Here is a 24,038-nt window from a genome sequence, read left to right as displayed (position 1 = left end):
CGGGATGTTCGTCTAGGTATGCAGCCGAACCGTCACTTCCCGTGCGGAGTTCCGCCAGGGATGTGACGGTTGCCCTGCATACCTAGACGAACAGACTCACAGCCCAGTACGCATCGCCCACAACTCGGGGAACAGGATGATGTCGAGCTGCTTGCGCAGGTAGGAGACCCCGGAGGTCCCGCCGGTGCCGGGCTTGAAGCCGATGATCCGCTCGACGGTGGTCACGTGCCGGAACCGCCAGACCCGGAACGCGGTCTCCAGGTCGGTGAGCTCCTCGCCGAGCTCGTAGAGGTCCCAGTGCTTCTCGGGGTCGCGGTAGACCTCGCCCCAGGCCGCCTCGACGGCGTCGGAGGCGGCGTACTCCTGCTTCCAGTCCCGGTCGAGATGGTCGGCCGGGATGTGGAAGCCGCGTCTGGCCAGCAGCCGCAGCGACTCGTCGTAGAGCGAGGGCCGTCCGTACGCAGCCAGCACATCCTTCTCGTGTGGCCGTCCCTCGTGGACACGGAGCGTGTAGGCCGCCTTGTTGCCGAGCGCGAACTCGATGCAGCGGTACTGCCACGACTGGAAGCCCGAACCGGTGGCCAGGTAGGGGCGGAACTTGTCGTACTCGGTCGGGGTCAGCGTCGAGAGCACGTCCCAGGCGTGCACGAGCTGCTCCATGATCCGTGAGACCCGAGCCAGCCCCTTGAACGCCGGGCGCACGGCGTCCTCGGCGAGCAGCCGCTGCGCCTCGGTGAGCTCGTGCAGCGCGAGCCGCATCCACAGCTCCATCGCCTGGTGCTGCACGATGAAGAGCATCTCGTTGTGGTCGCCCGAGAGCGGGTGCTGCGCGCCGAGCACCTCCGGCAGGTGGAGGTAGTCGGAGTAGTCCATCGGAAGGTCTTGCGTGCTGCTCATGTCACTGCTCCTCGGGTCCAGAAGCGCTCGTCGCGCCATTCGTCGTTGTCCATCACCGAGACCAGGTGGTCGACGGCATCCCAGACGTCGACGTAGCGGGTGTAGAGCGGGGTGACGCCGAAGCGCAGGATGTCCGGCGTTCCTGCTCGGAAGTCGCCGACGACGCCGCGTTCGATGAGCGCCTGCACGATCGCGTACGCCCCGTCGTCGCCGATGCTCAGCGACAGCTGGCTGCCGCGGTGCACATCATCCAGCGGTGACTCGATCGTGAACCCGGGCAGCCGGGACGCGACGAGGTCGGCGAAGAGCCGGGTCAGCGCGAGCGACTTCTCCCGCAGCGCCTCGAGACCGCCGTGTGGCTCGGCGGCGAGCAGCGTGTCGACGCCGCACTCCAGGGCGGAGATGCCGATCACGGCCGGGGTGCCGGACAGATAGCGTGAGACCCCTTCGGCCGGCCGGTAGCCCGGCGACATCTCGAAGGGCGCCGCATGGCCCATCCAGCCCGACAGCGGCTGCTCGAAGCGGTCGACGTGGCGCGGGTTGACCCACAGGAACGCGGGCGAGCCGGGTCCGCCGTTGAGGAACTTGTAGCCGCAGCCGATCGCGAAGTCGGCGTCGGCTCCGCGAAGGTCGACCGGCACGGCACCGGCCGAGTGGCACAGGTCCCAGACCGCGAGCACGCCGTGCTCGTGCGCCAGCGCGGTGACCGACGCCATCGAGTGCAGGTAGCCGGTGCGGTAGTTGACCTCGGTCAGCATCAGCACCGCGGTCCGGTCCAGCAACGCCTCGATCTCGGACGGGGAATCGACCAGCACCAGCTCGTAGCCGCGGTCGCGGCACAGCGAGGAGGCGATGTAGAGGTCGGTCGGGAAGTTGCTGCGCTCGCTCACCACGATCCGGCGATCGGGGGAGTCGGCAGCGGCGATCGAGAGCGCCGCGGCGAGCACCTTGTAGACGTTGAGCGAGGTCGAGTCGGCGACCACGACCTCGCCCTGACCTGCGCCGACGATCCGGGCGATCTTGTCGCCGACGCGCTGCGGCAGGGTGATCCAGGAGGCGGTGTTCCACGACTCGATCAGCCCCTGCCCCCACTCCTGGGTGACCACCTCGGCCACTCGGCCGGCGGTGGCGCGGGGGAGCGCCCCGAGCGAGTTGCCGTCGAGGTAGATGGTCCCCTCAGGCAGGTCGAAGAGGTCCCGCAGCGGGGCCAGCGGGTCGGCCTGGTCGAGAGCGACAGCGTCGTCGCGGTTCATTCGGCACCTTCCTGGGTGGTGATCGCGCGGAGCACGGCCCGCACGGGCGCGGCATCGGCGGTGGTGAGCTTGAGGGGGAGTGCGATCAGCTCGTAGTCGCCCGCGGGCACCTCGTCGAGCAGCAGGTTCTCCAGGATGCGTACGTCGTGACGGTGGGTCGCGAAATGGGCCGGCAGGTCCTTGGAGGTGGACGGGTCCAGGCTGGCCGCGTCGGTGCCGACCAGCCGGACCCCGTTCGCGGCCAGCAGCTCGATCAACGCCGGGTCCAACGCGCAGAAGTCGTCGTCCCAGGTCGTCGGCTGGGTGGCGTACGTCCGGAACAGCACGCGCGGCGGCAGGTCGGTGACGTCGACGTGATCGACGGTGACCAGCGGGCGCACGCCGGACACGTCGATCACCCGGCACGGGCCGAGGAACGGCTCCAGCGCCATCTCACCGGCCGGGGTGCCGCCGTCGGTGAAGTGCAGCGGCGCGTCCGCGTGCGCCCCGACGTGCGCCGACACCGAGATTTCGGCGACGTTGACCGGGCAACCGGGACCGATCCGGAACGTCCAGCCGACCTCGGTCGCGTGATCGCCGGGGAAGACCGGCGAGTCGACGTGAACGGGTGGTGAGATGTCCCACAGTTGCGCCATGTTCCGCAGCCTAGACGACCCGATTTTCCGTCGACTCGGCGCGTCGTGACAGGACATCCCGTCGAGTCGGCGCATCGTGACCGATAATCCCGCCTAGTCGGCGCGTCATGACGAGCCAACTCGGCGCTGGATCGGGTCAGGATGCGCCGACTCGGCGTCTCAGACGGTGAAGAACTCCGTCGCCACCGGAGCCAGCGCCGACGCCTTGACCATGTGGTCCTGCCCGTCGAGGACGACGTAGCGGCCGTCCGGAACGGCCTTGGCGATGGCCTGCTGGGCGTTGGTCATGTAGGCCGGGCTCTTGCTGCCGGCCGCCGACAGCACGGGCACGGACACGTTCTTGAAGTAGCCACCCGGCAGTGGGACGCCCTGCTGAAACGGCACGCACATGCCCAGGTCGTAGACCAGCGTGTGCGCGACCGGGGTGAGCTTCTTGAAGGCCGGGGTCAGCCGCATGATCTTGACCGCGACCAGTGGCATGCCGACCACACGCATGAAGAGCTCGACCGCAGCGGCCCGCTTGCCCTTCTCGACCAGCTTCTCGACCTGCTGCGCCAGGTCGGCGTCGTTGGGACGGTGGGTGTCGTCGAGGATGAGGGGAGCCTCGTAGGCGACGATCTTGTCGATCGGCAGTCCGGCCCGCGCGCCCTCGAGCGCGAGGAAGGCGCCGGAGCTCAGGCCCAGCAGGTGGGCGTGGCCGCCGGCGGCCTCGATCACCGCGCCGAGGTCGGCGACCTCCTGCTCGACCGCCTCCATGGTGCCGGCGGCAGCGGGCTTGGCGATGTTGCTCTCACCGCGGCCGCGGCGGTCGTAGCGGTAGACGGTGAACCGGTCGGAGAGCGCATCGGCCAGCTCCTTGGAGGGCCCGAAGTCGCGGTAGCACATCGCTCCGTCGACCAGGACGAGCGCCGGGCCGGTGCCGACGACGTCATAGGCGATCGTGGTGCCGTCGGCGGAGGTGGTGGTCTGGGTGGTGATCGTGGTCATGGCGTCTCCTAGTCCAGCGGTGGTCGAGCCTGTCGAGACCCGGTTGATACTGACGCGTCGGACGAGACCTCGTCGCTTCGACACGCGACCGCACGATTTTCGAGAAGTTCCCGTTCGCCGGCGTTGGTGGTCAGCGAGGCCGCCTCGTCGAACGCCGCCGCGGCCTCGCGATGGCGCCCTGCACGGTGCAGCAGATCCCCACGTACGCCGGCGGGCAGATGCGACCCCGCGAGGGCGCCCTCGGGAAGGGCCGCCAGGATCGCGAGTCCGGCGTCGGGACCGAAGGCACGCCCGTGTGCCACCGCCCGGTTGACCTCGATGACCGCCCCTGGGGCACCGGAGGCGAGGAGATCGTAGAGCCGGGCGATCTCGGCCCAGTCGGTGTCCTCGGCTCGCCGGGCGCGGCCGTGACAGGCGGCGATCATCGCCTGCACCAGATAGCTCCCGCCCGGGGTGCCGGAGGAGGCCAGCGCGGTGGCACGGTCGACCGCTGCCAGACCGCGGCGCAGCAGCAGCTGGTCCCAGCGGGTCCGGTCCTGGTCCTCCAGCAGCACCGGATGACCTTCCGCGTCGGCCCGGGCGGCGAGCCGCGAGCCCTGGATCTCCAGCAGCCCCTGCAGCGCCTGCGCCTCGGGATCGCCCGGAACGAGCGCGGCCAGCATCCGGGCCAGCCGCATTCCTTCCAGGCACAGCTCGGGGCGGGTCCACGACGGCCCCGACGTCGCCGCGTAGCCCTCGTTGAAGACCAGGTAGATCGTCTGCATGACGTCGCGCAGGCGTCCCGCCCGCTCCTCGCCCACCGGGAGCTCGAACGACGCTCCGACCTCGGTCAGGGTGCGCTTCGCCCGCGAGATCCGCTGCCCGACGGCTGACTCCTTGGCGAAGTAGGCCCGGGCGATCTCGGCCGTTGTCAGCCCGCCGACGAGCCGCAGCGTCAGCACCGTGCGCGAGTCGGGCGCCAGCACGGGGTGGCAGGAGAGGAACATCAGTCGCAGCACATCGTCCTCGATGTAATCGACCGCGGCGGCCAGGTCCGGCATCTCACCCTCCTCCAGTTCGTGTCCGAGCAGCGCGACCTTGCGGCGCAGCACCTCGTCGCGGCGGAACCCGTCGATCGCACGTCGCTTCGCGATCGACATCAACCAGGCGCCGGGGTTGCGAGGGATGCCCTCGTGCGGCCACTGCTCCAGGGCCGCGACGAGGGCATCCTGGGCGAGGTCCTCGGCCAGGTCGAGGTCGTGCGTCATCCGCGCCAGACCGGCGAGGAGGCGTACGGACTCGTTGCGCCAGACCGCGACGATCGCGTCCTCGGTGGTCGAGCTCATTCAGCCGGAGTCGGCGGACCGAACAGCGGCCGCATCTCCACGGCCACGTCCTGTCCTGGCCAGAGCTCCTCGTGGAGCTGGATCATCCGGCGCCCGAGCTCGATCGCCTCATCCTGCGAGCGGACCTCGAAGAGCGAGAACCCGCCCGCGACCTCCTTCGCCTCGGCGAAGGGCCCGTCGACGTGGGTCACCTCGCCGGCGGTCAGCCGGATCTCCACCGCGGGACCGAGCCCGTCGGCGTCGAGCAGGACGCCGTCGGCGTACTGCTGCTTGATCTCGGCCTCCACCGCCTCGATCAGCGCGGCCGGGGGCGGTCCCGCGTTCGGGTCCATCTTCACGAACATCATGTAGCGCATCTGCTTCTCCTTGCGGGTCGGCGACGCGTCCGTTGCGCGTCGTCGCCTACGCGTCGAGGAGAGCCTGCCGCTTTCGACACGCCCGCACCAGAGATTTCCGGACGTGTTGCCTCAGGACGCCTTCGACTTCTTCGTCTTCTTCTCCTCGGCCTCCTCGGGGACCTCCTCGCCACGCGACTTCTTCGCGGCCGCGACAGAGCGCTGCAGGGCGGCGAGCAGGTCGACGACCTCGCCGGAGGTCTTGGTGGAGGTGGGCGTGCGCTCGACCTCGCCGCCCTCGATCTTGGCCTTGACCATCTCCTCGACGGCGCTGGCGTAGTCGTCGGAGAACTCCTCGGGATGGAAGTCGCCCGCGAGCGTCTCGACGAGCATGTTGGCCATCTTGATCTCGGAGTCCTTGACCTCGCCGGCCTCGACCTTGAAGTCGGGCACCCGGATCTCGTCGGGCCACATCATGGTCTGCAGCACGATCACGTCGCCGTTGTCGGTCGGCCGCACCCGCAGCGCCGCGACCGTGGTGCGCTGGCGCAGGGCGACGGTCACCAGGGCGACCCGGTCGGCCTCGAGGAGCGCCTGCCGCAGCAGCGCGTAGGGCTTGATCCCGGTGTTCTCCGGCTCCAGGTAGTAGCTCTTCTCGAAGAGCATCGGGTCGATCTGGTCGCTCGGCACGAACTTCTCCACCGCGATCTCGCGCGAGGACGTCGTCGGCAGGTTGGCGAAGTCGTCGTCGGTGAGCACGACCATCTCGCCGTCCTCGGTCTCATAGCCCTTGGCGATCTCGGAGTAGGGCACCTCTTCGCCGTCGATGGAGCAGATCCGCTGGTAGCGGATCCGGCCGCCGTCGGCCTTGTGCACCTGACGGAACGAGACGTCGTGGGACTCCGTCGCCGAATAGAGCTTCACAGGCACGCTGACCAGCCCGAACGAGACAGCGCCCTTCCAGATCGCACGCATGCGGACCCCTCGTCAGTCGGTAGGAACTCACCAAGTATCTGTCGGATCTGCCAATACCGGTACCCCATTCACCCACGTCAGAGCCGTCACGCACGTCCGGAAGATGAAGCAAGATGGGTCCATGCACTCGATGCTGCGTCCGATGCTGGCCACGCCCGGCAGCCACGTGCCTCCGGGGGAGGAGTGGGTCCACGAGGTCAAGTGGGACGGCATCCGGCTCATCGGAGAGTCCGAGCAAGGACGTACGCAGACCCGGCTGACCACGCGCAACGACAACGACGCCACCCCCGCCTGGCCCGAGATCGCGATGGGGCCCGAGCGCGACATCGTCGTCGACGGCGAGGTGATCGCGCTCAACGAGGCCGGGCTCCCCGACTTCCGGGTGCTGATGGACCGGATGCACAACCGTGACGTCCGCCGGGCGGCGCGGTTCGCGGAGCGGATCCCGGCGACGTACATGGTCTTCGATCTTCTCCGTCTCGACGGACGGCTGCTCATCGACGAGCCGTGGACCGAGCGCCGCAAGGTGCTCGAGGCGGTCCACGCCGAGGGAGACCTGGGCTCGTGGCAGGTGCCGGCGACCTACGACGACGGCCACATGCTCCACGAGGTGACGAAGGCGCAGGGGCTGGAGGGGATCGTGTCCAAGCGGCGCGGGAGCCGCTACCGGCCCGGCGAGCGGAGCAAGGACTGGGTGAAGCTGGCCCATCGCTACCGGGCCTCGCTCGTCGTCGGCGGCTGGCGACCCGAGGTCGGCACCGAGGGCGGCACCGAGCGTCTCGGCGCCCTGCTCGTCGGACAGCCGACGCCGGACGGGCTGATCTACCGCGGGCGGGTCGGCAGCGGCATCACCGGCAAGCGGGCGCAGCGACTCGGGCAGCTGCTCCGCCAGAGCGACCGGAACCCCTTCGCCGGGCCCGACGTCGACCCCGACGGGGGAGTGCCGTCCGTGGATGCGCGCGGTACGCACTGGGTCGAGCCGCTCCTCGTCGTCGAGGTGGAGACCCACGGCACCGCGGTGGCGGCAGCCAGCTACAAGGGCCGGCTGCGGCAGCCGAGCTTCATCGGCATCCGCGAGGACATCGAGCCGGAGGATCTGTGATGGTCGAACGAGAAGAGGTACGCGTCGAGGTCGACGGCCGCGTCCTGACCCTGGCCAGCCTGAGCAAGGTGCTCTACCCGCGCACCGGCATGACGAAGGGGGAGGTGCTCAACTACTACGCCCAGATCGCGCCGGTGCTCCTGCCCCAGCTCGAGGATCGCGCGGTGACGAGGATCCGCTGGCCGCACGGCGTCGGGGACATGTCGTTCTTCGAGAAGAACGCCCCGGCCGGCACTCCGAGCTGGGTCCGCACGGTCACCGTCCCGACCACCGGCTCCCGCGCGGCCGACCACAAGGAAGGCACGCTGACCTTCCCGATCCTCGACAGCCTCGCAGCGCTGACCTGGGCCGCCAACCTCTCCGCGCTGGAGCTGCACGTCCACCAGTGGACCGTCGGTGCCGACGGCACCCCGGCCGGCGCCAACCGGATCGTGATCGACCTCGATCCCGGCGAGCCGGCCGGTCTCCAGGAGTGCTGCGAGGTTGCCCTGCTGGTGCGCGAGGCGCTCGGCGCCCGTGACCTCGCCGCGACGCCGGTGCTCAGCGGGAGCAAGGGCGTGCACCTCTACGCTGCGCTGCCCGAGCCCGTGGAGCCGGACGTCGCGACGGCCCTGGCCAAGGAGATCGCCGAGGACCTGCAGAAGACCCACCCGCGCAAGGTGACCGCGACGATGACTAAAAGCCGCAGGTCAGGGAAGGTTTTCCTGGACTGGTCACAGAACTCGGGATCGAAGACGACGATCTGCCCCTACTCGCTGCGGGGCAAGCAGATTCCCACGGTGGCGGCCCCGATCACGTGGGACGAAGTCGCCGAAGGGGCGGAGGATCCGCTCGGTATCGATCAGCTCGGACCTAACGATGTGATCACGCGCTTATCTGAAAGGGGGGATCTCTTCACAAGCCCTACGGGGCTGTAACTATTGTTCTCTCCATGTCTAACTCCGTGCTCGTCGTAGAAGACCAAGAGGACATCGCCGCTCCGCTGGTGCGCACGCTCCAGCGAGAGGGTTACGACGTCACCTGGGTCGACTCCGGCAAGAAGGCGCTGGAGCTGCTCGCGCCCCCGTACGAGGCCGAGCTCGTGCTGCTCGACCTGGGCCTTCCCGACATGGACGGCCTCGAGGTCTGCAAGGCCGCACGTGACAACGGCTACGAGGGCGGGATCATGATCCTCACCGCCCGTGACGCCGAGATCGACCTGGTGGTCGGTCTCGACGCCGGCGCCGACGACTACCTGGCCAAGCCGTTCGCGCTGGCCGTCCTGCAGGCCCGGGTCCGCGCGCTCCTGCGCCGCTCGGGCCCGGTCGAGCCCGGTGCCGACGACGACGCCCTGCGCATCGACGTCGCCGCTCACCGGGTCTACGCCGGCGAGCGCGAGGTGACGCTGACCGGCAAGGAGTTCGCGCTCCTGGCCGTGCTGGCCGCCTCCCGCGACAAGGTGGTCTCCCGCGACCGGCTGATGGCCGAGGTGTGGGACGAGAACTGGTACGGCTCGACCAAGACCCTCGACGTCACCGTCGGACGCCTGCGCCAGAAGCTCGAGGCGGCGGGTGTGCAGGAGAAGGTCGTCGCGGTCCGCGGAGTCGGGTTCCGGCTGGAGGCCGGAGAGTAGGCACAGCCGACTCGAAGCACGGGCAACCGCAAGTTCGACACGGCGTCAAACCGTTGTTCAGCGCGTGAGATGACTCACAAACGACGGCAAAAACACGCGTAACCACGCGGAATGTGCTCACGATCCGGGCATTCCGGATTGGATCAGGTCCAGATCGCATGTCACCTTGGTTGGGCCGTGCAGAACGCACGACCGGCCCCGGTACACGCCGAATCCTGTCCCTCCGGAAGCCGGCCCCTACTACTGAACCCCCTTTACCCTCACACTCAGCAGTACGTATGGGACAGGAGCGGGGGACCCAAGTTCCACGCGACTAACTCGGACGGTCGCTTGGGGTGAAGTCATCCACGGATGGCCGGGCACCTTTCAGCCCGAACCCGACAGCTCACCTCGCAGGCGTGGGAAGGAACTCACGCATGTCCAAGTCCGTATCTCGTCCTGCCCATCGAGGCACCGCGCGCCCGTTCCGGTCGCCGAACAGCTCGATCGCCCGGACGATCGCAGGATCTCTAAGCGGCCACGGCAAGCTCGCCGGCCGCATCACCCTCGCCAGCGGCATCGCCGCCGGTGCCCTGGTGGCGGTCCCCGCTGCCAACGCCGCCCCGGTCTCCTCCCCGACGACCCTCGAGTCGACCGTCGAGACGGCCCCCGTGGTGGAGGCTCCGACCCTGGAGGCCTCGGCCACCCCCGCGGCGATGCTCACCGACATCCAGCAGCTCGAGAGGGCTGTGGAGGTGCAGCAGCGCAAGGCCGAGGCTGCCCGCAAGGCGGCAGAGGCGAAGCGCAAGGCAGCGATCGCGGCCAAGGAGGCCGCGGAGGCGAAGAAGAAGGCCGAGGCGGAGGCCAAGGCCTTCGCCGCGAGCCAGCAGGGCAAGATCGAGCGGGCGATCAGCGTCGCCTCGGAGCAGATCGGCGACCCGTACGTCTGGGGTGCCACCGGTCCGAGCGCGTTCGACTGCTCCGGCCTGACGCAGTACGCCTTCAGCGCCGCCGGCATCGAGCTGCCCCGGGTCTCCCGGGACCAGGCCGCTGCCCTGCCGACGATCCCGAACGACCAGATCCAGCGCGGTGACCTGATGTTCTGGGGCAGCCCGGTCTACCACGTCGGCATCTTCCTGCGCTGGGAGAACGGCCAGGCGATCATGCTGCACGCCCCCAAGCCGGGCACGTCTGTTCGTGAAGAGGCTGCCTGGGACGGCTGGTTCGCCGGCTCGATCCACCAGGCCTGAACCTTCGCGGCTCGGTCTCGGGGCCCGTTCCGACGGGTTCACCCCCACACATCCCCCTGGCGCTCGCCCTCCGGTTCCCCTTGCCGGAGGGCGAGCGCATATGTGGGCCGGCGAATCGGGTGCTGCACCACGCGTCAAGTAACCTGTAAGACGTGGCAGGCCCCGAATTCGACACCGAGATCAAGCAGCTCCAGGCAACGATGCAGACCATCGGCCAGGTGCTGGACCTGGACGCGATGCGCAAGGAGATCGCCGACCTCGGCGAGCAGGTCGCCGCGCCCGACCTCTGGGACGATCAGGACAACGCCACCCGGGTCACCGGACGTCTCTCCCTGCTGCAGGGCGAGCTCAACAAGTTCACCGAGCTCCACACCCGCATCGAGGACCTCGGCCTGATGGTCGAGATGGCCCAGGAGGAGGGCGACGCCGACTCGCTCGCCGAGTCCGAGGCCGAGCTGGGCCGGGTCAAGAAGGCCGTCGAGAGCCTGGAGATCCGCACCCTGCTCTCGGGGGAGTACGACTCCCGCGAGGCCCTGGTGACGATCCGCTCCGGCGCCGGTGGCGTCGACGCCGCCGACTTCGCCGAGATGCTGATGCGGATGTACGTCCGCTGGGCCGAGCGCAACAAGTACCCGGTCGAGGTCTTCGACACCTCTTACGCCGAGGAGGCCGGGCTGAAGTCCGCCACCTTCGCGATCCACGCCCCCTACGCCTACGGCACCCTCTCCGTCGAGGCCGGCACCCACCGCCTGGTGCGGATCAGCCCCTTCGACAACCAGGGCCGCCGCCAGACCTCCTTCGCCGCGGTCGAGGTCGTGCCCGTGCTCGAGCAGACCGACGAGATCGAGATCGACGAGAACGACATCAAGGTCGACGTCTACCGTTCCTCGGGCCCCGGCGGCCAGTCGGTCAACACCACCGACTCGGCGGTCCGGCTGACGCACATCCCCACCGGCACGGTGGTCTCCTGCCAGAACGAGAAGTCGCAGCTGCAGAACAAGGCCGCCGCGATGATCGTCCTCAAGGCCAAGCTGCTCGCGCTGAAGAAGGCCGAGGAGGAGGCGCAGCTCAAGGAGCTGAAGGGTGATGTCGCCGCGTCCTGGGGCGACCAGATGCGCAACTACGTCCTCAACCCCTACCAGATCGTCAAGGATCTCCGTACGACCTACGAGGTCGGCAACCCGCAGGCCGTCTTCGACGGGGACATCGACGGGTTCCTCGAGGCCGGCATCCGCTGGCGCCGGGGTGCCGAGAAGGCCGAACAGAACTGAGCTGATGGCTGCGCAGACGCGCACCAGGCTTCCCCTCCCGGGCCGCGGCGCGGCGTACGTCTATGACGTCTACGGTCCCGAGGACGGGGTGCCGATGGTGCTCTTGCACGAGCTCGGAGGAAGTGCGAAGCGGTGGCAGGAGGTCGTGCCGTCGTTCGCGGCCGAGCACCGGGTCCACGCCTTCGACATGCGTGGGCACGGGGACTCGGACTGGGCCTCCGACTACTCCCACCGGCTCATCGCCGACGACGTGATCGTGGCGATGGACTCGCTCGGCATCTCCGGTGCCGTGGTGGTCGGGCACTCGACCGGCGGCAACGTCGCCCTCCTGGTCGCCATGCACCGGCCCGACCTGGTCTCCCGGCTGGTCATCGAGGACGTGGTGCCGCCTGCCCCGCGCAGGCGGAGGCTGCCCGGTCGCGCCACCCGGCCGATGCCTCACGACTGGGAGTGCATCGCGTCCCTGCTGGTCGAGGCGACGACGTACGACGCGTGGATGTGGGAGCAGCTCGAGCTGCTGCCGATGCCGACCCTGATCGTGGCCGGCGGTGGCAACAGCCACATCCCGCCGGCCGACCTGGAGAAGACCGCCAGCCGGATCCCGGAGGCGGACCTGGTCCACTTCGACGTCGGCCACTTCGTGCACCGCAACCAGCCGCAGGAGTTCGCCGACACCGTCCTGGCCTGGCTCGCGTCGCTGCGCTGAATGCGACGCGTCCCGCGTCGCGGGTGGGATCCCCATCCCTAAGGACCCCACCCGCTATCGCCAGCCGGCTCTGCTCTGACTCAGTGCCCGCGGCGGCGCACGCCGCCCGGTGAGGTGCCTACCCGACCCGAGCGACTAAGTCGATTAAAGCACTCGACTTTGGGTCGACGCAAACGACGCTCCGGTCGAGGCCTGGCGAGTCCTGCTCTCAGGCGGCGGCCGCGGTGGCGGTCACCAGGCACCAGCGGGACGCACGTTTCTGCAGCGCGGCGGTCGGCTCGCCGACCTTGCCGGTGAGCTCGCAGGAGAGCCAGGCGTCACCGAAGAGCCCGCGGTAGACGACCTTCGGCTGCTTCTTCGCGTCGGTGCAGGTGAGGGCGACCGACGGCTTGCCGTACGCCGGGCTCGACGCGGCCTTGCAGCCCTTGGGCACGCTCTTGGTCATCTGAGTCGCCCAGTCCAGGGTGACCGGCGGGGCGAAGACCCAGGCGCGGGCCGAGGTGGCCGCGTCCTCCGGGCCGGTCCAGATGCAGCCGTACTCCTGGGCGACGTCGTTGACCTGGCCCGAGATGGCGGTCTGGTCGCCGTCGCCGTAGGCCTTCTTCTCGGTGGCGGCGCCGCCGAGGGCCTCGGTCGCGTCCTCGGTCGGGACGCGGTCGCAGAACGCGCCGCGACGTACGTGCATCGTGGTGGTGTCGGCGGTGCTCAGGTCGCCCTTCACCTCGGGTGCTTCCGGCTCGTCGTCTTTCAGGGTGAGTACGCCGACCCCGACCGCGATCGCGGTGAGGACTACGGCACCGATGAGGATCCGGACTGCAGAGCGCACGCCGTCAGAGTACAGGGGCAGGTATGTCAGAGCCGAAGTGCTGAGCCCACCACCATTGCACTACCCTCGGTGCGGTGATCCGCTTCGAGAAGGTCAGCAAGGCCTATCCAGGGCAGGCCCGACCCGCCCTCAACAGCCTTTCGATCGACATCCAGAAGGGGGAGTTCGTCTTCCTTGTGGGGCAGTCGGGCTCGGGCAAGTCGACGGCGCTCAAGCTCATGCTGCGCGAGCAGCGGCCGACCACCGGCCGGGTCTATGTCGCCGGCAAGGAGATCAACCGTCTCGCCGGCTGGAAGGTGCCGCGACTGCGCCGCCAGGTCGGCACCATCTTCCAGGACTTCCGCCTCCTCGCGAACAAGAACGTCGCCGAGAACGTCGCCTTCGCGATGCAGGTGACCGGCCACTCCAACCGCGAGATCCGCCAGCGCGTCCCGGAGACGCTCGAGCTGGTCGGTCTCGACGGCAAGGGCGACCGGATGCCCGACGAGCTCTCCGGTGGTGAGCAGCAGCGCGTCGCCGTCGCCCGCGCGTTCATCAACCGACCGATGATCCTGATCGCCGACGAGCCGACCGGAAACCTCGACCCCGGCAACACCGTCGGCATCATGCGCCTGCTCGACCGCATCAACCGGTCGGGCACCACCATCGTGATGGCGACCCACGACGTCCAGATGGTCGACCAGATGCGCAAGCGCGTCATCGAGCTCGAGCACGGCCACCTCGTACGCGACCAGGTCCAGGGCGGCTACGGGGCTCAGTTCTGAGGCTTCAGTCCTCGGCCCGCCCCGCTCACCCTGACCAGGCTCTCGACTAGAGAAAGTTTCCTCTACCCGCCATGCAGCTGCGTTATGTATTCACCGAGCTCCGCCAGGGGCTACGCCGCAACCTGTCCATGCACGTCGCGGTGGCCCTGACCCTGCTCGTCTCGCTCACCCTGGCCGGCGTCGGCCTGCTGCTGCGTGAGCAGGCCCAGCTGACCGAGGAGGTCTGGGGCGACGAGCTGCAGATCACCTTCTACATGTGCAACGGCGCCAACGACCGCAACCCGCAGTGCGCGGGCGCCGTCGACGACAGCCAGAAGAAGGTCATCACCGACGCCCTCGACGACAACAAGTACGTCGACAAGGTCGAGGAGGAGAGCCAGGAGCAGGCCTACGAGCGGCTGCAGGCTCTCGACGTCGAGGGCGTCAGCGGTCCCGACCCGGTGGTCAAGGCCGACGACATGTGGGAGTCCTACTGGGTCACGATGACCGACCCGCACCACTCCGCCGAGATCATCGAGGCGGTCGCCGGCCTGGACGGCATCGACCACGTCGGTGACGTCCACGAGGTCACCGGGCCGATCCTCGCCGCCGTCGACGGGCTGCAGAGCGCGGCGCTGGTCGGCGCGATCGTGCTGGTCATCGCGGCGCTGCTGCTGGTCGCCAACACCATCCGGCTGGCCGCCTTCGCCCGCCGCCGCGAGATCGGGATCATGCGGCTGGTCGGTGCCTCGACCCTCTACATCGCGCTCCCGTTCCTTCTCGAGTCGCTCGTGGTGGCCCTGGTCGGCATCGCACTGTCCGGTGTCGCGCTGGCCTCGGTGATGTACTTCGGCGTCGAGCAGCGGCTCTCGTCCACCGCGGTGACGCAGTGGGTCGGCTGGGAGGAGTTCTTCAGCTCCTTCGCCATCGTCGCGGTCCTCGGCATCCTGCTCACGCTCGTTCCGACACTCTTGCTCACGAGGAAATACATCAAGGTCTGATCCGGATCGCCTACGGTCTGTCGGTAACACTTCCCCACAGACCGAGGTTGATCCGTGCGCGCCTTCCCCCGTGCCGGTCGGCTTGCCGCTGCGCTGAGCTGTGCAGTGGTGGCTACCGTCCTGCTCTCGCCCTCCCTGCCGTCCTCCGCGGACGAGCGGGACCGGCTCGAGCAGGAGCAGCGGGAGATCCAGCGTGACCAGAAGGCCGCGGCCGAGGACCTCGAGCACTCCAGTGCCGGGCTGCGGGAGGCATCGGCGACGTACGCCGCGGCGCGGGAGAAGCTGGACCGGGCCCAGACCCGGCTGAACGAGCTCAACGCCCAGCTCGTCGAGGTGCAGGCCGCGCACACCCAGGTGAAGGCGGAGCTCGCCGAGCAGAAGGTGCTCCTCGCGGCGGCGAAGAAGGAGCTCGCCGAGGGCCAGGCCGAGGTGAAGGCGCAGCGCGAGGAGATGCGCGACGAGATCCTGTCCCGGTTCACCGGGGGAGACCCGCGCCTGGCGCAGGCCGCGGCCCTGCTCTCCGGCGGCTCGCTCGAGGACCTGATGCGGCAGCAGACGTACGTCGACGCGGCCAATGCGGGCCAGGACGCCACCCTCCAGCGGATGGAGGCGACCGAGACGATGCTCGTCGTCCGTGAGGCCGAGGTGCAGGAGGCGACCGACGCGGTCGCGGCCAAGGAGAAGAGGGCCCGCGAGCTGGTCGCCGAGGTCGACTCGGTCCGGGACCAGGCCGCTGCGGCCCACGACGAGATGTCGGCCCTGGCCGAGCGGGCAGCCACCGCGAAGCGCTCGGCCGAGGCGGCCCGGGCGGCGGACGCCGCCGAGCTGCGCAAGCTGGAGGCGGAGGAGTCGGCGCTGCGTACGAAGATCCGGTCGCTGGCGTCGGCCGGCTCCGGCACCGACCGCAACGTCGGCTCGGTCGGCGGACTCTTCGGGGCGCCGGTGACCGACACCTACATCACCTCGCCCTACGGGATCCGCAAGCACCCGATCTACGGCTACGTCGCTCTGCACAACGGCACCGACTACCACGCGCCGTGCGGGCGCCCGCTGCTCGCCATCGAGTCCGGGCAGATCATCTCGACCTCCTACTCGAGCGTGTGGGGCAACCGCCTGCACCTCTACCTCGGCAAGGTCAACGGGCACTCCTACACCGCCGTCTACAACCACATCTCGAGCTATGCGAGGCGCTCGGGGAGCGTCGGGCGTGGTGAGACCGTGGCGTACGCGGGGACCACGGGCTGGTCCACGGGCTGCCACCTGCACTTCACCGTCCTGCGCGACGGGACCCCGGTCGACCCGGTACCTCTGATCGGCGGCTGAGGCCTAAACGTTTCGCGGTCATGACCGTGCGCCTGAGAGAATGGTGGAATGGCGAAGGAGCAGGGGCGCAAGATGATCGCGCAGAACAAGAAGGCGCGACACGACTATCACATCGAGGACACCTACGAGGCCGGCATGGTCCTGCAGGGCACCGAGGTGAAGTCGCTGCGTGAGGGTCGCGCGTCCCTGGTCGATGGCTTCGTCGACATCGACCGCGGCGAGGCCTGGATCCACGGGATCCACATCCCCGAATACCTCAACGGCACCTGGACCAACCACTCCGCCCGCCGCAAGCGCAAGCTGCTCCTCCACCGCGCCGAGATCGACAAGATCGAGCGCAAGGTCGCCGAGAAGGGCCTCACCGTCGTCCCCCTCGCCCTCTACTTCCTCAACGGCCGCGCCAAGGTCGAGATCGGCGTCGCCAAGGGCAAGAAGTCGTGGGACAAGCGCAACACCATCGCCGAGCGTACGGCCAAGCGGGAGGCCGAGGTCGAGGTCGGGCGCAAGCTCAAGGGGATGAAGGGATAACCGAGTGGGGAATGTCTGCAGGGGACTGTAGTGTTGTCCTGTTGCCAGCATCGCTGGCATTGAAAACTCAAAAGGGGCTGATCGGTTTCGACTTGGGACGTTGCTCCCAGGGGAAGCGGGTCGAGGAGCCAGCGTCATCTCGTAAACGATCGCTGGAAACCAATAACTGCCAACGCTAAGCGCAGTTCCTTCGCTCTCGCCGCCTGACGCGGTGATCGAAGCGTCTGACCGAGTATCCGTCTCCGGCTCGGATCCAGGCGTCATCTAGGAGACTCCACCTCATGCACATGCCGACGGGGCATGAGGGACATCTAGTCGGCTGAGCCTGTCGGGGACGTGTCTGCGTCGAGCCCCGGGGATGAGAGAACGCCACCCACAGACTGCACCCGGAGAAGACCTGGCACGGCGCTCGAGGACCGGGGTTCGATTCCCCGCAGCTCCACGAACCTCTGGCCGACGTGTGCCCGCGCTTCGCGCGGGCCACGTCGGTTCGTCATTTCAGGCGACGCTCCGCGTCGCGGCGGGGGATATCCCCCGCACCCCCTTAGTTGCGCGTGGTTGGTGTCGTAGGTGGTGAAGGGGCCACGAGCGGCTCTTAAATGTGCCCCGACGCATGCCGCCCCAACTCGGGCCCTCCGGCCTCGAAATATGCGCTTGACGAGATGCTCGGGCCCGTACGGGTGGGTACGAAACCCTGCACGCAATGATCGGCCCGCAGATCCCCGCTATGGCGGAAAAATGCCGGGGAGGCAGGTGATGGTGACGACATAGCGGAGCACGGATGCGACTGCAGGCGGAAGACTTCCTGTTGTTCACCTCCCTGGCGGGATGACTTCTGTTGCGTGCGCGATAGGGTTGTGAGGCGTACGTCACATGGAGGTAAGGATGTTCGAGGAAGGACAGCTCTACTCGCCCGTCACCGTGGGCGAGGACGGGCAGGTCGAGGTGCATCTGGGGGACAACCACCCCGGGTTCGCAGACCAGGACTACCGGGCTCGACGCAGCGAGATCGCTGGCGCGGCGCTCGGTTGGAAGCCGGGGCAGCCAGTGCCCCGGATCGACTACACCGAGACGGAGAACGAGATCTGGCGGACGGTGTGCCGGGAGATCGCACCGCTGCACGCGAAGTACGCCTGCCGCAACTACATCGCGGCGGTCGAGGCCCTGAACCTCCCCCAGGACCGGGTGCCACAGCTCGACGAGGTCTCGGCGGGTCTGAAGCCGCTGACCGGGTTCGAGTACGTCCCGGCCGCGGGGATCGTCCCACTGGAGGAGTTCTACGGGAGCCTGGCCGACGGTCAGTTCCACTCGACCCAGTATCTGCGTCACCACGCGGTGCCGCTCTACACCCCGGAGCCCGACATCATCCACGAGGTGATCGGCCACGGGAACCTCCTCGCCGACCCGCAGGTCGCCGAGGTCAAGCGGCTCGCCGGCGCGGCCGCGCGGCGCGTGGAGACCAGGGAGGCGCTCCAGGTCGTCGCCGACGTCTTCTGGTTCACGATCGAGTTCGGCGTGCTCCACGAGGAGGGCGAGATCAAGGCGTACGGAGCCGGGCTGCTCTCCTCCTACGGCGAGATCGAGGAGATGCGGGAGGTGGAGGTGCGTCCGATCGACTTCGCCCAGATGGCGACGATCGACTACGACATCACCCATTACCAACCGGTGCTCTTCGCGGCGGAGTCGTTCAGCCACATGGTCGACGAGGTGGGCAACTTCTTCGCGACCTGCGACGACGACACGCCACAGCGGCTCGGCGCCGCCTAGACCGATCCGACCACGTCCGAGGGGTTAGCCTCGGACGATGATCGACGGCTACCGAAACCGCGCGCTGGAGGTGGCGCTCGCCGCCACCGACGCCGACGCGGTCGGTACCGCGCTGCGTACGGGGCAGGTTGTCGTTCCCCAGCTCGACGAGGCCCGGATCAGGGTCTTTCCTGGGGACCGCGGCAACCGGCCACCGTACGAGGCGATGCTCTTCTCCTCCCAGGAGGCGCTGGAGACGTTCCTCGCCGAGGACACCCGCCGGCGCGCGCAGCTGCGCAACGCCGACGGCCTGCGTGACTTCCTGACCGCCAACATCGAGGAGATCGCGTACGTCACCTTCGACCCGGCCGGGCCGAACCGGTTCCGGCTGGGCATCAAGGACGTGCTCAAGACGCTCGGTCCCAAGCCCCACGTCGACCTGCGGCTGCCGAAGGCGCAGGAGTGGTACGTCGTGGACATGTCCGACGAGGACGTACGCGACTACCAGCTCGCCGACCTCGCCGACAAGGTCCTCCCGAAGGTGCAGCGGTCCAGGATCGAGCAGCCCGACTGGGCCCGGTGGATGAGCGCGGCCAAGGAGGCGGCGGCCCAGCAGGGCGCTGCGTTCCTGGCCTTCTGGCTGCAGCGTGTCGGGCGGCGCCCGGCCGGGCTGGCGGTCGCGCTCAGCCGGCCGGCTCCGTTCGGGATGGTGCGGCATCCGCTGCAGGCCGAGACCACGACAGTGGGGGAGCGGTGGGTGGCCTCGCCCGACCGGCTCTACGAGTCGCGGCTGATCTACTCCTTCCCGCACCCCGATCTCGCCGACCTGGTCCTGCCGACGGTCGACCTCGTGGTGGCGACGCTGTCGTGGGGAGACGAGACATGAGCTGTGTCTTCTGTGATGTCGTCTCCGGCGACCTGGCGGCCGAGATCGTCTTCGAGGACGAGGGCTTCCTGGCCTTCCTCGACCACCGGCCGGTGCAGAAGGGCCACATGCTGATGGTCCCCAGGCAGCATCTCGCGACGCTCCTCGATCTCCCGCCCGACCTGCACGGACGTTTCGTCGCGAATGCCCAGCGGCTGGCGGCAGCGGTCGTCGAGGGTCTCGGCGCCCAGGGCAGTTTCGTGGCGGTCAACAACGTGGTCAGCCAGTCGGTGCCCCACCTGCATCTCCACGTCGTCCCGCGCAGTCGCGGGGACGGGCTCAAGGGCTTCTTCTGGCCCCGCCACAAGTACGCCGCCGGTGAGCAGCAGGACTACGCCGACCGGCTCCGCGCCGTGCTGGGCTGAGTTCACCGAGGCGTACGGCTTCGGCCACCAATCCGTCGGGGCGCCGTCGGCGGCGACCGATTCACTCGAGATCAGTCGTCATCCACTGATCTCGGGGAGTGCGCCATGTCGCTGTCGTCCGTCGCGTCCAAGACCTTCACCTCAACGCTCGCCGGCGTGGCTTTGGCCGCAGGCACGATGATCGTTCCGGTGGCGGTCAACGCCGTCGAGGCCCACCGGGCCGAGGACATCACCGTCACCGCCCACCGCGGCGCGAGCGCGTACGCCCCCGAGAACACCCTCGCCGCCTTCGCGGTCGGCATCGAGCAGGGCGCCGACTGGATCGAGTCGGACGTGCAGGCGACCAAGGACGGCGAGCTCGTGCTGATGCACGACACCACGTTGTCGCGCACCACCGACGTCGAGCAGCGCTTCCCCGGCCGCTCGCCGTGGAACGTCAAGGACTTCACCCTGGCCGAGATCAAGACCCTCGACGCCGGCTCCTGGTTCGGCGAGAGGTACGCCGGAGAGCCGGTGCCCACGCTGAAGGAGATGGTCGAGCAGGTGCGGCCGTCGCGGTCCGGGATCCTGATGGAGCTCAAGTCGCCGGGGCTCTACCCGGGCATCGAGAAGAAGGTGGCCGCCGAGTTCGACTCCTTCCCGGGCTACGTCGTCTCCGCGGTCGCCGCCGGCCGGCTCGCCGTGCAGAGCTTCGACTTCGGGTCGATGAAGACCTACAAGAGCATCCAGCCCGAGGTGCCGGTCGGCCTGCTCGGCACTCCGGCCTACGCCGACCTGGACAGCTACACCTGGGCCGACCAGATCAACCCGCACCACGGCTCCTTCGACGCCGGCTACGTCGCCCGGGTCCACAGGCTCGGGATGGACATCCACTCCTGGACGGTCAACGACGCCGCGACGATGAGCTCGGTCCTCGACCGAGGTGTCGACGGCATCATCACCAACAACCCCGACGTGCTCCAGGACGTGATCGCGGAGCGGCGTACGCCTGAGCTGGACACTCCCGACGCCGCCTGAGCCGCCGACAGATCGTCACGCGGCGTTCACCGCACACCGGCCCCAGCGACTCCCAGGGCCGGTGTGATCGGATCATGAACATGCTGAACCCCACTCGCATGCGTACTCTCGCGCTTGCTGCCGCCGCGGCGCTCGCCGCCGGGACCGTCCTGGTCTCGCACCCCGCCTCTGCGGCGGCCACCACCACGACCGCCGCCCAGACGGCCAAGGCGGCCAAGCACCACCACGCCGAGCCGATCGTCTTCGGTCACCGCGGTGCCTCCGGCTACCGGCCCGAGCACACCCTGGCGGCGTACGACCTGGCCATCCAGCAGGGTGCCGACTTCATCGAACCCGATGTGGTCTCGACCAAGGACGGCGTGCTCGTCGCCCGCCACGAGAACGAGATCTCGGGCACCACCGACGTCGCCGACCACCCCGAGTTCGCCGGTCGGAAGACGACCAAGACCATCGACGGCAAGGCGCTGACCGGCTGGTTCACCGAGGACTTCACCCTCGCCGAGCTGAAGACGCTGCGGGCCAAGGAGCGCATCCCGGGCGACCGCCCGGCCAACACCGCGTACGACGGCCTCTACGAGGTGCCGACCCTCGACGAGGTGCTCGACCTGATCGACGCGAAGGAGGCCGAGACCGGCCGCACCATCGGCGTCGCCCCGGAGACCAAGCACCCGACCTACTTCGACTCCATCGGTCTCTCGCTCGAGGAGCCGCTCGCGAAGAGCCTCAAGAGCCACCGTCTCGGCGGCAAGCGCGCCGCGGCGGTGATCCAGTCCTTCGAGATCAGCAACCTCAAGGACCTCAACCGCATGGTCGACACGCCGCTGGTGCAGCTGATCGACTTCGGCGGGGCGCCCTACGACCAGGTCGTCGCCGGGACCGGCGTGACCAACGACTTCCTGGTCACCGACAAGGGTCTGCGCAGCATCAAGAAGTACGCCGACCAGGTGGCGCCGTACAAGTTCTACTTCATCCCGCGCAACGCGGACGGCACCCTGGGTGAGGCCACCGACCTCGCCGACCGCGCCCACCGCATCGGGCTGCCGACCGTCATCTGGACCATGCGCGCCGAGAACAAGAACCTCCCCACCGAGTGCCGCATCGGCACCGACCCGATCGCGATCGGTGACCTCGGCTGCGAGGTCGGCCCCTACCTCGACGCCGGTGTCGACGCGTTCTTCACCGACCACCCCGACCTGGGTGTGGCCGCGCGCGACGCCTGGGTTGCTACCAATCAGTAGACACCTCGCGACATCACGTACGGCCCTCGCTACAGTCGGCGGGGGCCGCACGTGTTCGTGGGGCCGGTCACAACCAAAGGAGCTTGAGTCATGGGTCGTTTCGACGGACGCGTCGCAGTCATCACCGGTGCGGCGCGAGGGATCGGTTTCGGAGTCGCCACGCGTTTCGCCGAGGAGGGTGCCTCCGTCGCGATCATCGACCTCGACGAGGCCGCCGCTGCTGAGGCCGCCGCCAAGCTCCCGCTGGCCGAGGGTGCGAAGTCGGTCGGCATCGGCGCCAACGTCGCCAAGGCCGAGGACGCCGAGGCCGCGATCGCGCGCGTCGTCGAGGAGCTCGGTGGCCTGCACATCCTGATGAACAACGCCGGTATCACCCGCGACAACCTGCTCTTCAAGATGACCGAGGACGACTGGGACCTGGTCATGAACGTCCACCTCAAGGGCCACTTCCTGATGAGCAAGGCCGCGCAGGCGGTCTTCGTGAAGCAGAAGTACGGCAAGATCATCAACGTCTCCTCCACCTCGGCCCTCGGCAACCGCGGCCAGGCCAACTACTCGGCGGCCAAGATGGGCGTGCAGGGCTTCACCCGCACCCTCGCCATCGAGCTGGGCCCCTACGGTGTCAACGTGAACGCCATCGCGCCGGGCTTCATCGCGACCGAGATGACCGACCAGACCGCGGCCCGCCTCGGGCTCGACGTCGACGAGTTCCGCAAGCTCTCGGCCGAGGCCAACCCGGTCAAGCGCGTCGGCGAGCCCGGCGACATCGCCGCTGCTGCCGCCTTCCTGGCCAGCGACGAGGCCTCCTACATCACCGGCCAGACGCTGTACGTCGACGGCGGCGCCACGGTGGCCTGATCTGGTCAAGGACCGAACCCCGGGCGCGCCTCGCTCGGATGCAACGATTACCGTCTGTCACTCGTCTTGGTACTGAGCCGATGCAGATGGAGATTGATGATGCGTACGTCCCGCCCGGGGTTCCTCCTGCGATCAGTGGCAACGCTGGCCGCCGCGGGTCTGGTCCTGACCGGCTGTGGCTCCTCGGAGGAGCCCAAGGAGACGAAGCCGTCGCCGTCCGCGCCGGCTGAGCCCGACCACGAGCCGCTGACCGGCGTCGAGCTCCCCGAGGGGCAGAGCGCTGCGCGCAAGCACCCCGCCTACATCGTCAAGATCGACAACACCGCGGCCAGCGACCCGCAGTACGGTGTGGCCAAGGCGGACATCGTCGTCCAGGAGCTGGTCGAGGGTGGCGTGACCCGGCTGGCGGTCGCCTACTACTCCCAGCTTCCGAAGGAGGCCGGTCCGGTCCGCTCGATGCGGGCCACCGACGCGGGGATCGCCGCGCCGATCGGTGCCAAGATCCTGACCAGCGGCGCGGCTCCCTACACCTTCGCGCAGCTGAAGAAGCACGACATCTCCTGGATCGACATGTCCACCCCCTACGTCGTACGCGACACCAGCAAGCCCCACGACTTCCTGCACAGCGTGGTCGGCAAGGTCGCCAAGGTCGGGAAGGCCGCGGAGAAGAAGGGCAAGGCCAAGCGGCCCGGCGACTTCATGCCCTGGGGCGACGCGACCACCAAGCTGGCCGGTGGAAAGCCGGCCAGGGCCGTGGACGTGAAGTTCTCCCAGGCGCGGACGGACAACTGGATCTTCAAGGGCGGCAAGTACCGCCTGCAGAACAACTACATGGCCAAGAACGGCCAGTTCCTCGCCGACACCGTCGTGGTCGCACAGACCAAGACCACCATCGCCCCCTACAAGGACCCGGGCGGCGCGATCGTGCCCGTCTCCCACTTCACCGGCCGGGGCAAGGCGTGGATCCTGCGCGAGGGCCAGATCGTCGAGGCGACCTGGGTGAAGAAGGGTGAGAAGGGTGCGGTCACCTTCACCGACGCGCAGGGCGCCGCGATCGAGATCCCGCCGGGCAAGGTCTGGCTGGACCTGATCCCGAAGGGCAACGGCCAGGTCGAGGCCGGGGGCGTGACCGTCAGGTAGC

The 24,038-nt window shown here is 68.7% G+C and carries 25 protein-coding genes, 1 other RNA gene and 1 riboswitch; of the genes, 18 read left to right on the top strand and 8 right to left on the bottom strand.

What is annotated here, in order from left to right; all coding sequences use genetic code 11:
* Positions 1-96: 96 nt before the first annotated feature.
* The 7 genes from kynA to ku all read right to left on the bottom strand — a co-directional run bounded on the left by kynA (position 97) and on the right by ku (position 6,407).
* Positions 97-897, bottom strand: a complete 801-nt coding sequence (gene kynA / locus OG984_RS12945; RefSeq protein ID WP_328531963.1) for a tryptophan 2,3-dioxygenase — start codon at positions 895-897, stop codon at positions 97-99.
* Positions 894-2,150 carry a kynureninase gene (kynU, locus tag OG984_RS12940; protein ID WP_328531962.1) on the bottom strand — a complete coding sequence of 419 codons (1,257 nt, stop codon included), beginning with the start codon at positions 2,148-2,150 and terminating at the stop codon, positions 894-896. Before kynU ends, kynA begins: the two co-directional genes overlap by 4 nt.
* Positions 2,147-2,785 (bottom strand): arylformamidase, encoded by a 639-nt coding sequence (gene kynB, locus OG984_RS12935; RefSeq protein WP_328531961.1) that lies wholly within the window; start codon positions 2,783-2,785, stop codon positions 2,147-2,149. The genes kynU and kynB overlap by 4 nt, the downstream gene beginning before the upstream one ends.
* Before the next feature lie 159 nt (positions 2,786-2,944).
* Complete coding sequence (locus OG984_RS12930) at positions 2,945-3,772, bottom strand: alpha/beta fold hydrolase (protein WP_328531960.1); 828 nt, start codon at positions 3,770-3,772, stop codon at positions 2,945-2,947.
* 8 nt (positions 3,773-3,780) lie between these two features.
* Positions 3,781-5,097 (bottom strand): RNA polymerase sigma factor, encoded by a 1,317-nt coding sequence (locus OG984_RS12925; protein WP_328531959.1) that lies wholly within the window; start codon positions 5,095-5,097, stop codon positions 3,781-3,783.
* Positions 5,094-5,453, bottom strand: a complete 360-nt coding sequence (locus OG984_RS12920) for a YciI family protein (protein ID WP_328531958.1) — start codon at positions 5,451-5,453, stop codon at positions 5,094-5,096. The genes OG984_RS12925 and OG984_RS12920 overlap by 4 nt, the downstream gene beginning before the upstream one ends.
* 111 nt (positions 5,454-5,564) lie before the next feature.
* Positions 5,565-6,407, bottom strand: a complete 843-nt coding sequence (ku, locus tag OG984_RS12915) for a non-homologous end joining protein Ku (protein WP_328531957.1) — start codon at positions 6,405-6,407, stop codon at positions 5,565-5,567.
* A 121-nt stretch (positions 6,408-6,528) separates the two neighbouring features.
* On the opposite strand from ku, the gene OG984_RS12910 reads away from it, so the two are divergent.
* From OG984_RS12910 to OG984_RS12885, 6 genes are all read left to right on the top strand, one after another.
* Positions 6,529-7,509: an ATP-dependent DNA ligase gene (locus tag OG984_RS12910; protein ID WP_328531956.1), complete on the top strand. Its 981-nt coding sequence runs from the start codon at positions 6,529-6,531 to the stop codon at positions 7,507-7,509.
* On the top strand, positions 7,509-8,426 hold the full coding sequence (ligD, locus tag OG984_RS12905) for a non-homologous end-joining DNA ligase (RefSeq protein WP_328531955.1): 918 nt from the start codon (positions 7,509-7,511) through the stop codon (positions 8,424-8,426). Before OG984_RS12910 ends, ligD begins: the two co-directional genes overlap by 1 nt.
* 14 nt (positions 8,427-8,440) lie before the next feature.
* Positions 8,441-9,121, top strand: coding sequence for a response regulator transcription factor (locus OG984_RS12900; RefSeq protein ID WP_040755281.1), 681 nt, complete (start codon positions 8,441-8,443; stop codon positions 9,119-9,121).
* 253 nt (positions 9,122-9,374) lie between these two features.
* Positions 9,375-9,535, top strand: a riboswitch (cyclic di-AMP (ydaO/yuaA leader).
* A gap of 2 nt (positions 9,536-9,537) precedes the next feature.
* Entirely contained in the window at positions 9,538-10,350 is an 813-nt protein-coding gene (locus tag OG984_RS12895; protein ID WP_328531954.1) for a C40 family peptidase, read from the top strand.
* A gap of 152 nt (positions 10,351-10,502) precedes the next feature.
* Positions 10,503-11,621, top strand: coding sequence for a peptide chain release factor 2 (gene prfB, locus OG984_RS12890; RefSeq protein ID WP_328531953.1), 1,119 nt, complete (start codon positions 10,503-10,505; stop codon positions 11,619-11,621).
* A 4-nt stretch (positions 11,622-11,625) separates the two neighbouring features.
* The gene (locus tag OG984_RS12885) at positions 11,626-12,327 is read left to right on the top strand and encodes an alpha/beta fold hydrolase (protein ID WP_328531952.1); all 702 of its coding nucleotides are present in this window, start codon (positions 11,626-11,628) and stop codon (positions 12,325-12,327) included.
* 208 nt (positions 12,328-12,535) lie between these two features.
* Here the strand turns inward: OG984_RS12885 and OG984_RS12880 are convergent, their stop codons facing one another.
* A complete protein-coding gene (locus tag OG984_RS12880) occupies positions 12,536-13,153 on the bottom strand; it encodes a hypothetical protein (RefSeq protein ID WP_328531951.1) in 618 nt (205 codons plus the stop codon).
* A 74-nt stretch (positions 13,154-13,227) separates the two neighbouring features.
* Between OG984_RS12880 and ftsE the strand changes: the two genes are divergently transcribed.
* The 12 genes from ftsE to OG984_RS12820 all read left to right on the top strand — a co-directional run bounded on the left by ftsE (position 13,228) and on the right by OG984_RS12820 (position 24,037).
* Positions 13,228-13,917, top strand: coding sequence for a cell division ATP-binding protein FtsE (gene ftsE, locus OG984_RS12875; protein WP_189118118.1), 690 nt, complete (start codon positions 13,228-13,230; stop codon positions 13,915-13,917).
* A gap of 71 nt (positions 13,918-13,988) precedes the next feature.
* Positions 13,989-14,897, top strand: a complete 909-nt coding sequence (gene ftsX, locus OG984_RS12870) for a permease-like cell division protein FtsX (protein ID WP_328531950.1) — start codon at positions 13,989-13,991, stop codon at positions 14,895-14,897.
* Positions 14,898-14,951: 54 nt separating this feature from the next.
* Complete coding sequence (locus OG984_RS12865) at positions 14,952-16,220, top strand: peptidoglycan DD-metalloendopeptidase family protein (protein ID WP_328531949.1); 1,269 nt, start codon at positions 14,952-14,954, stop codon at positions 16,218-16,220.
* 48 nt (positions 16,221-16,268) lie between these two features.
* Positions 16,269-16,748: an SsrA-binding protein SmpB gene (gene smpB / locus OG984_RS12860; protein WP_045549823.1), complete on the top strand. Its 480-nt coding sequence runs from the start codon at positions 16,269-16,271 to the stop codon at positions 16,746-16,748.
* 73 nt (positions 16,749-16,821) lie between these two features.
* Positions 16,822-17,193: a transfer-messenger RNA gene (ssrA, locus tag OG984_RS12855) on the top strand.
* 440 nt (positions 17,194-17,633) lie between these two features.
* Positions 17,634-18,515: a phenylalanine 4-monooxygenase gene (locus tag OG984_RS12850; protein ID WP_328531948.1), complete on the top strand. Its 882-nt coding sequence runs from the start codon at positions 17,634-17,636 to the stop codon at positions 18,513-18,515.
* A gap of 37 nt (positions 18,516-18,552) precedes the next feature.
* Entirely contained in the window at positions 18,553-19,380 is an 828-nt protein-coding gene (locus tag OG984_RS12845; RefSeq protein ID WP_328531947.1) for a hypothetical protein, read from the top strand.
* Positions 19,377-19,784, top strand: coding sequence for an HIT family protein (locus tag OG984_RS12840; protein ID WP_328531946.1), 408 nt, complete (start codon positions 19,377-19,379; stop codon positions 19,782-19,784). The genes OG984_RS12845 and OG984_RS12840 overlap by 4 nt, the downstream gene beginning before the upstream one ends.
* 105 nt (positions 19,785-19,889) lie before the next feature.
* Positions 19,890-20,801 carry a glycerophosphodiester phosphodiesterase gene (locus tag OG984_RS12835; RefSeq protein ID WP_328531945.1) on the top strand — a complete coding sequence of 304 codons (912 nt, stop codon included), beginning with the start codon at positions 19,890-19,892 and terminating at the stop codon, positions 20,799-20,801.
* Positions 20,802-20,881: 80 nt separating this feature from the next.
* Entirely contained in the window at positions 20,882-22,039 is a 1,158-nt protein-coding gene (locus OG984_RS12830) for a glycerophosphodiester phosphodiesterase (RefSeq protein WP_328531944.1), read from the top strand.
* Between the two features lie 90 nt (positions 22,040-22,129).
* Positions 22,130-22,897 carry an SDR family NAD(P)-dependent oxidoreductase gene (locus tag OG984_RS12825; protein WP_008358674.1) on the top strand — a complete coding sequence of 256 codons (768 nt, stop codon included), beginning with the start codon at positions 22,130-22,132 and terminating at the stop codon, positions 22,895-22,897.
* A gap of 99 nt (positions 22,898-22,996) precedes the next feature.
* Positions 22,997-24,037: a DUF3048 domain-containing protein gene (locus tag OG984_RS12820; protein WP_328531943.1), complete on the top strand. Its 1,041-nt coding sequence runs from the start codon at positions 22,997-22,999 to the stop codon at positions 24,035-24,037.
* Position 24,038 lies beyond the last annotated feature (1 nt).

Source organism: Nocardioides sp. NBC_00368 (assembly GCF_036090055.1).
Taxonomy (GTDB): domain Bacteria; phylum Actinomycetota; class Actinomycetes; order Propionibacteriales; family Nocardioidaceae; genus Nocardioides.
Note: the sequence above shows the minus strand (reverse complement) of the source record. Positions and strands in the feature narration are given on the sequence as shown.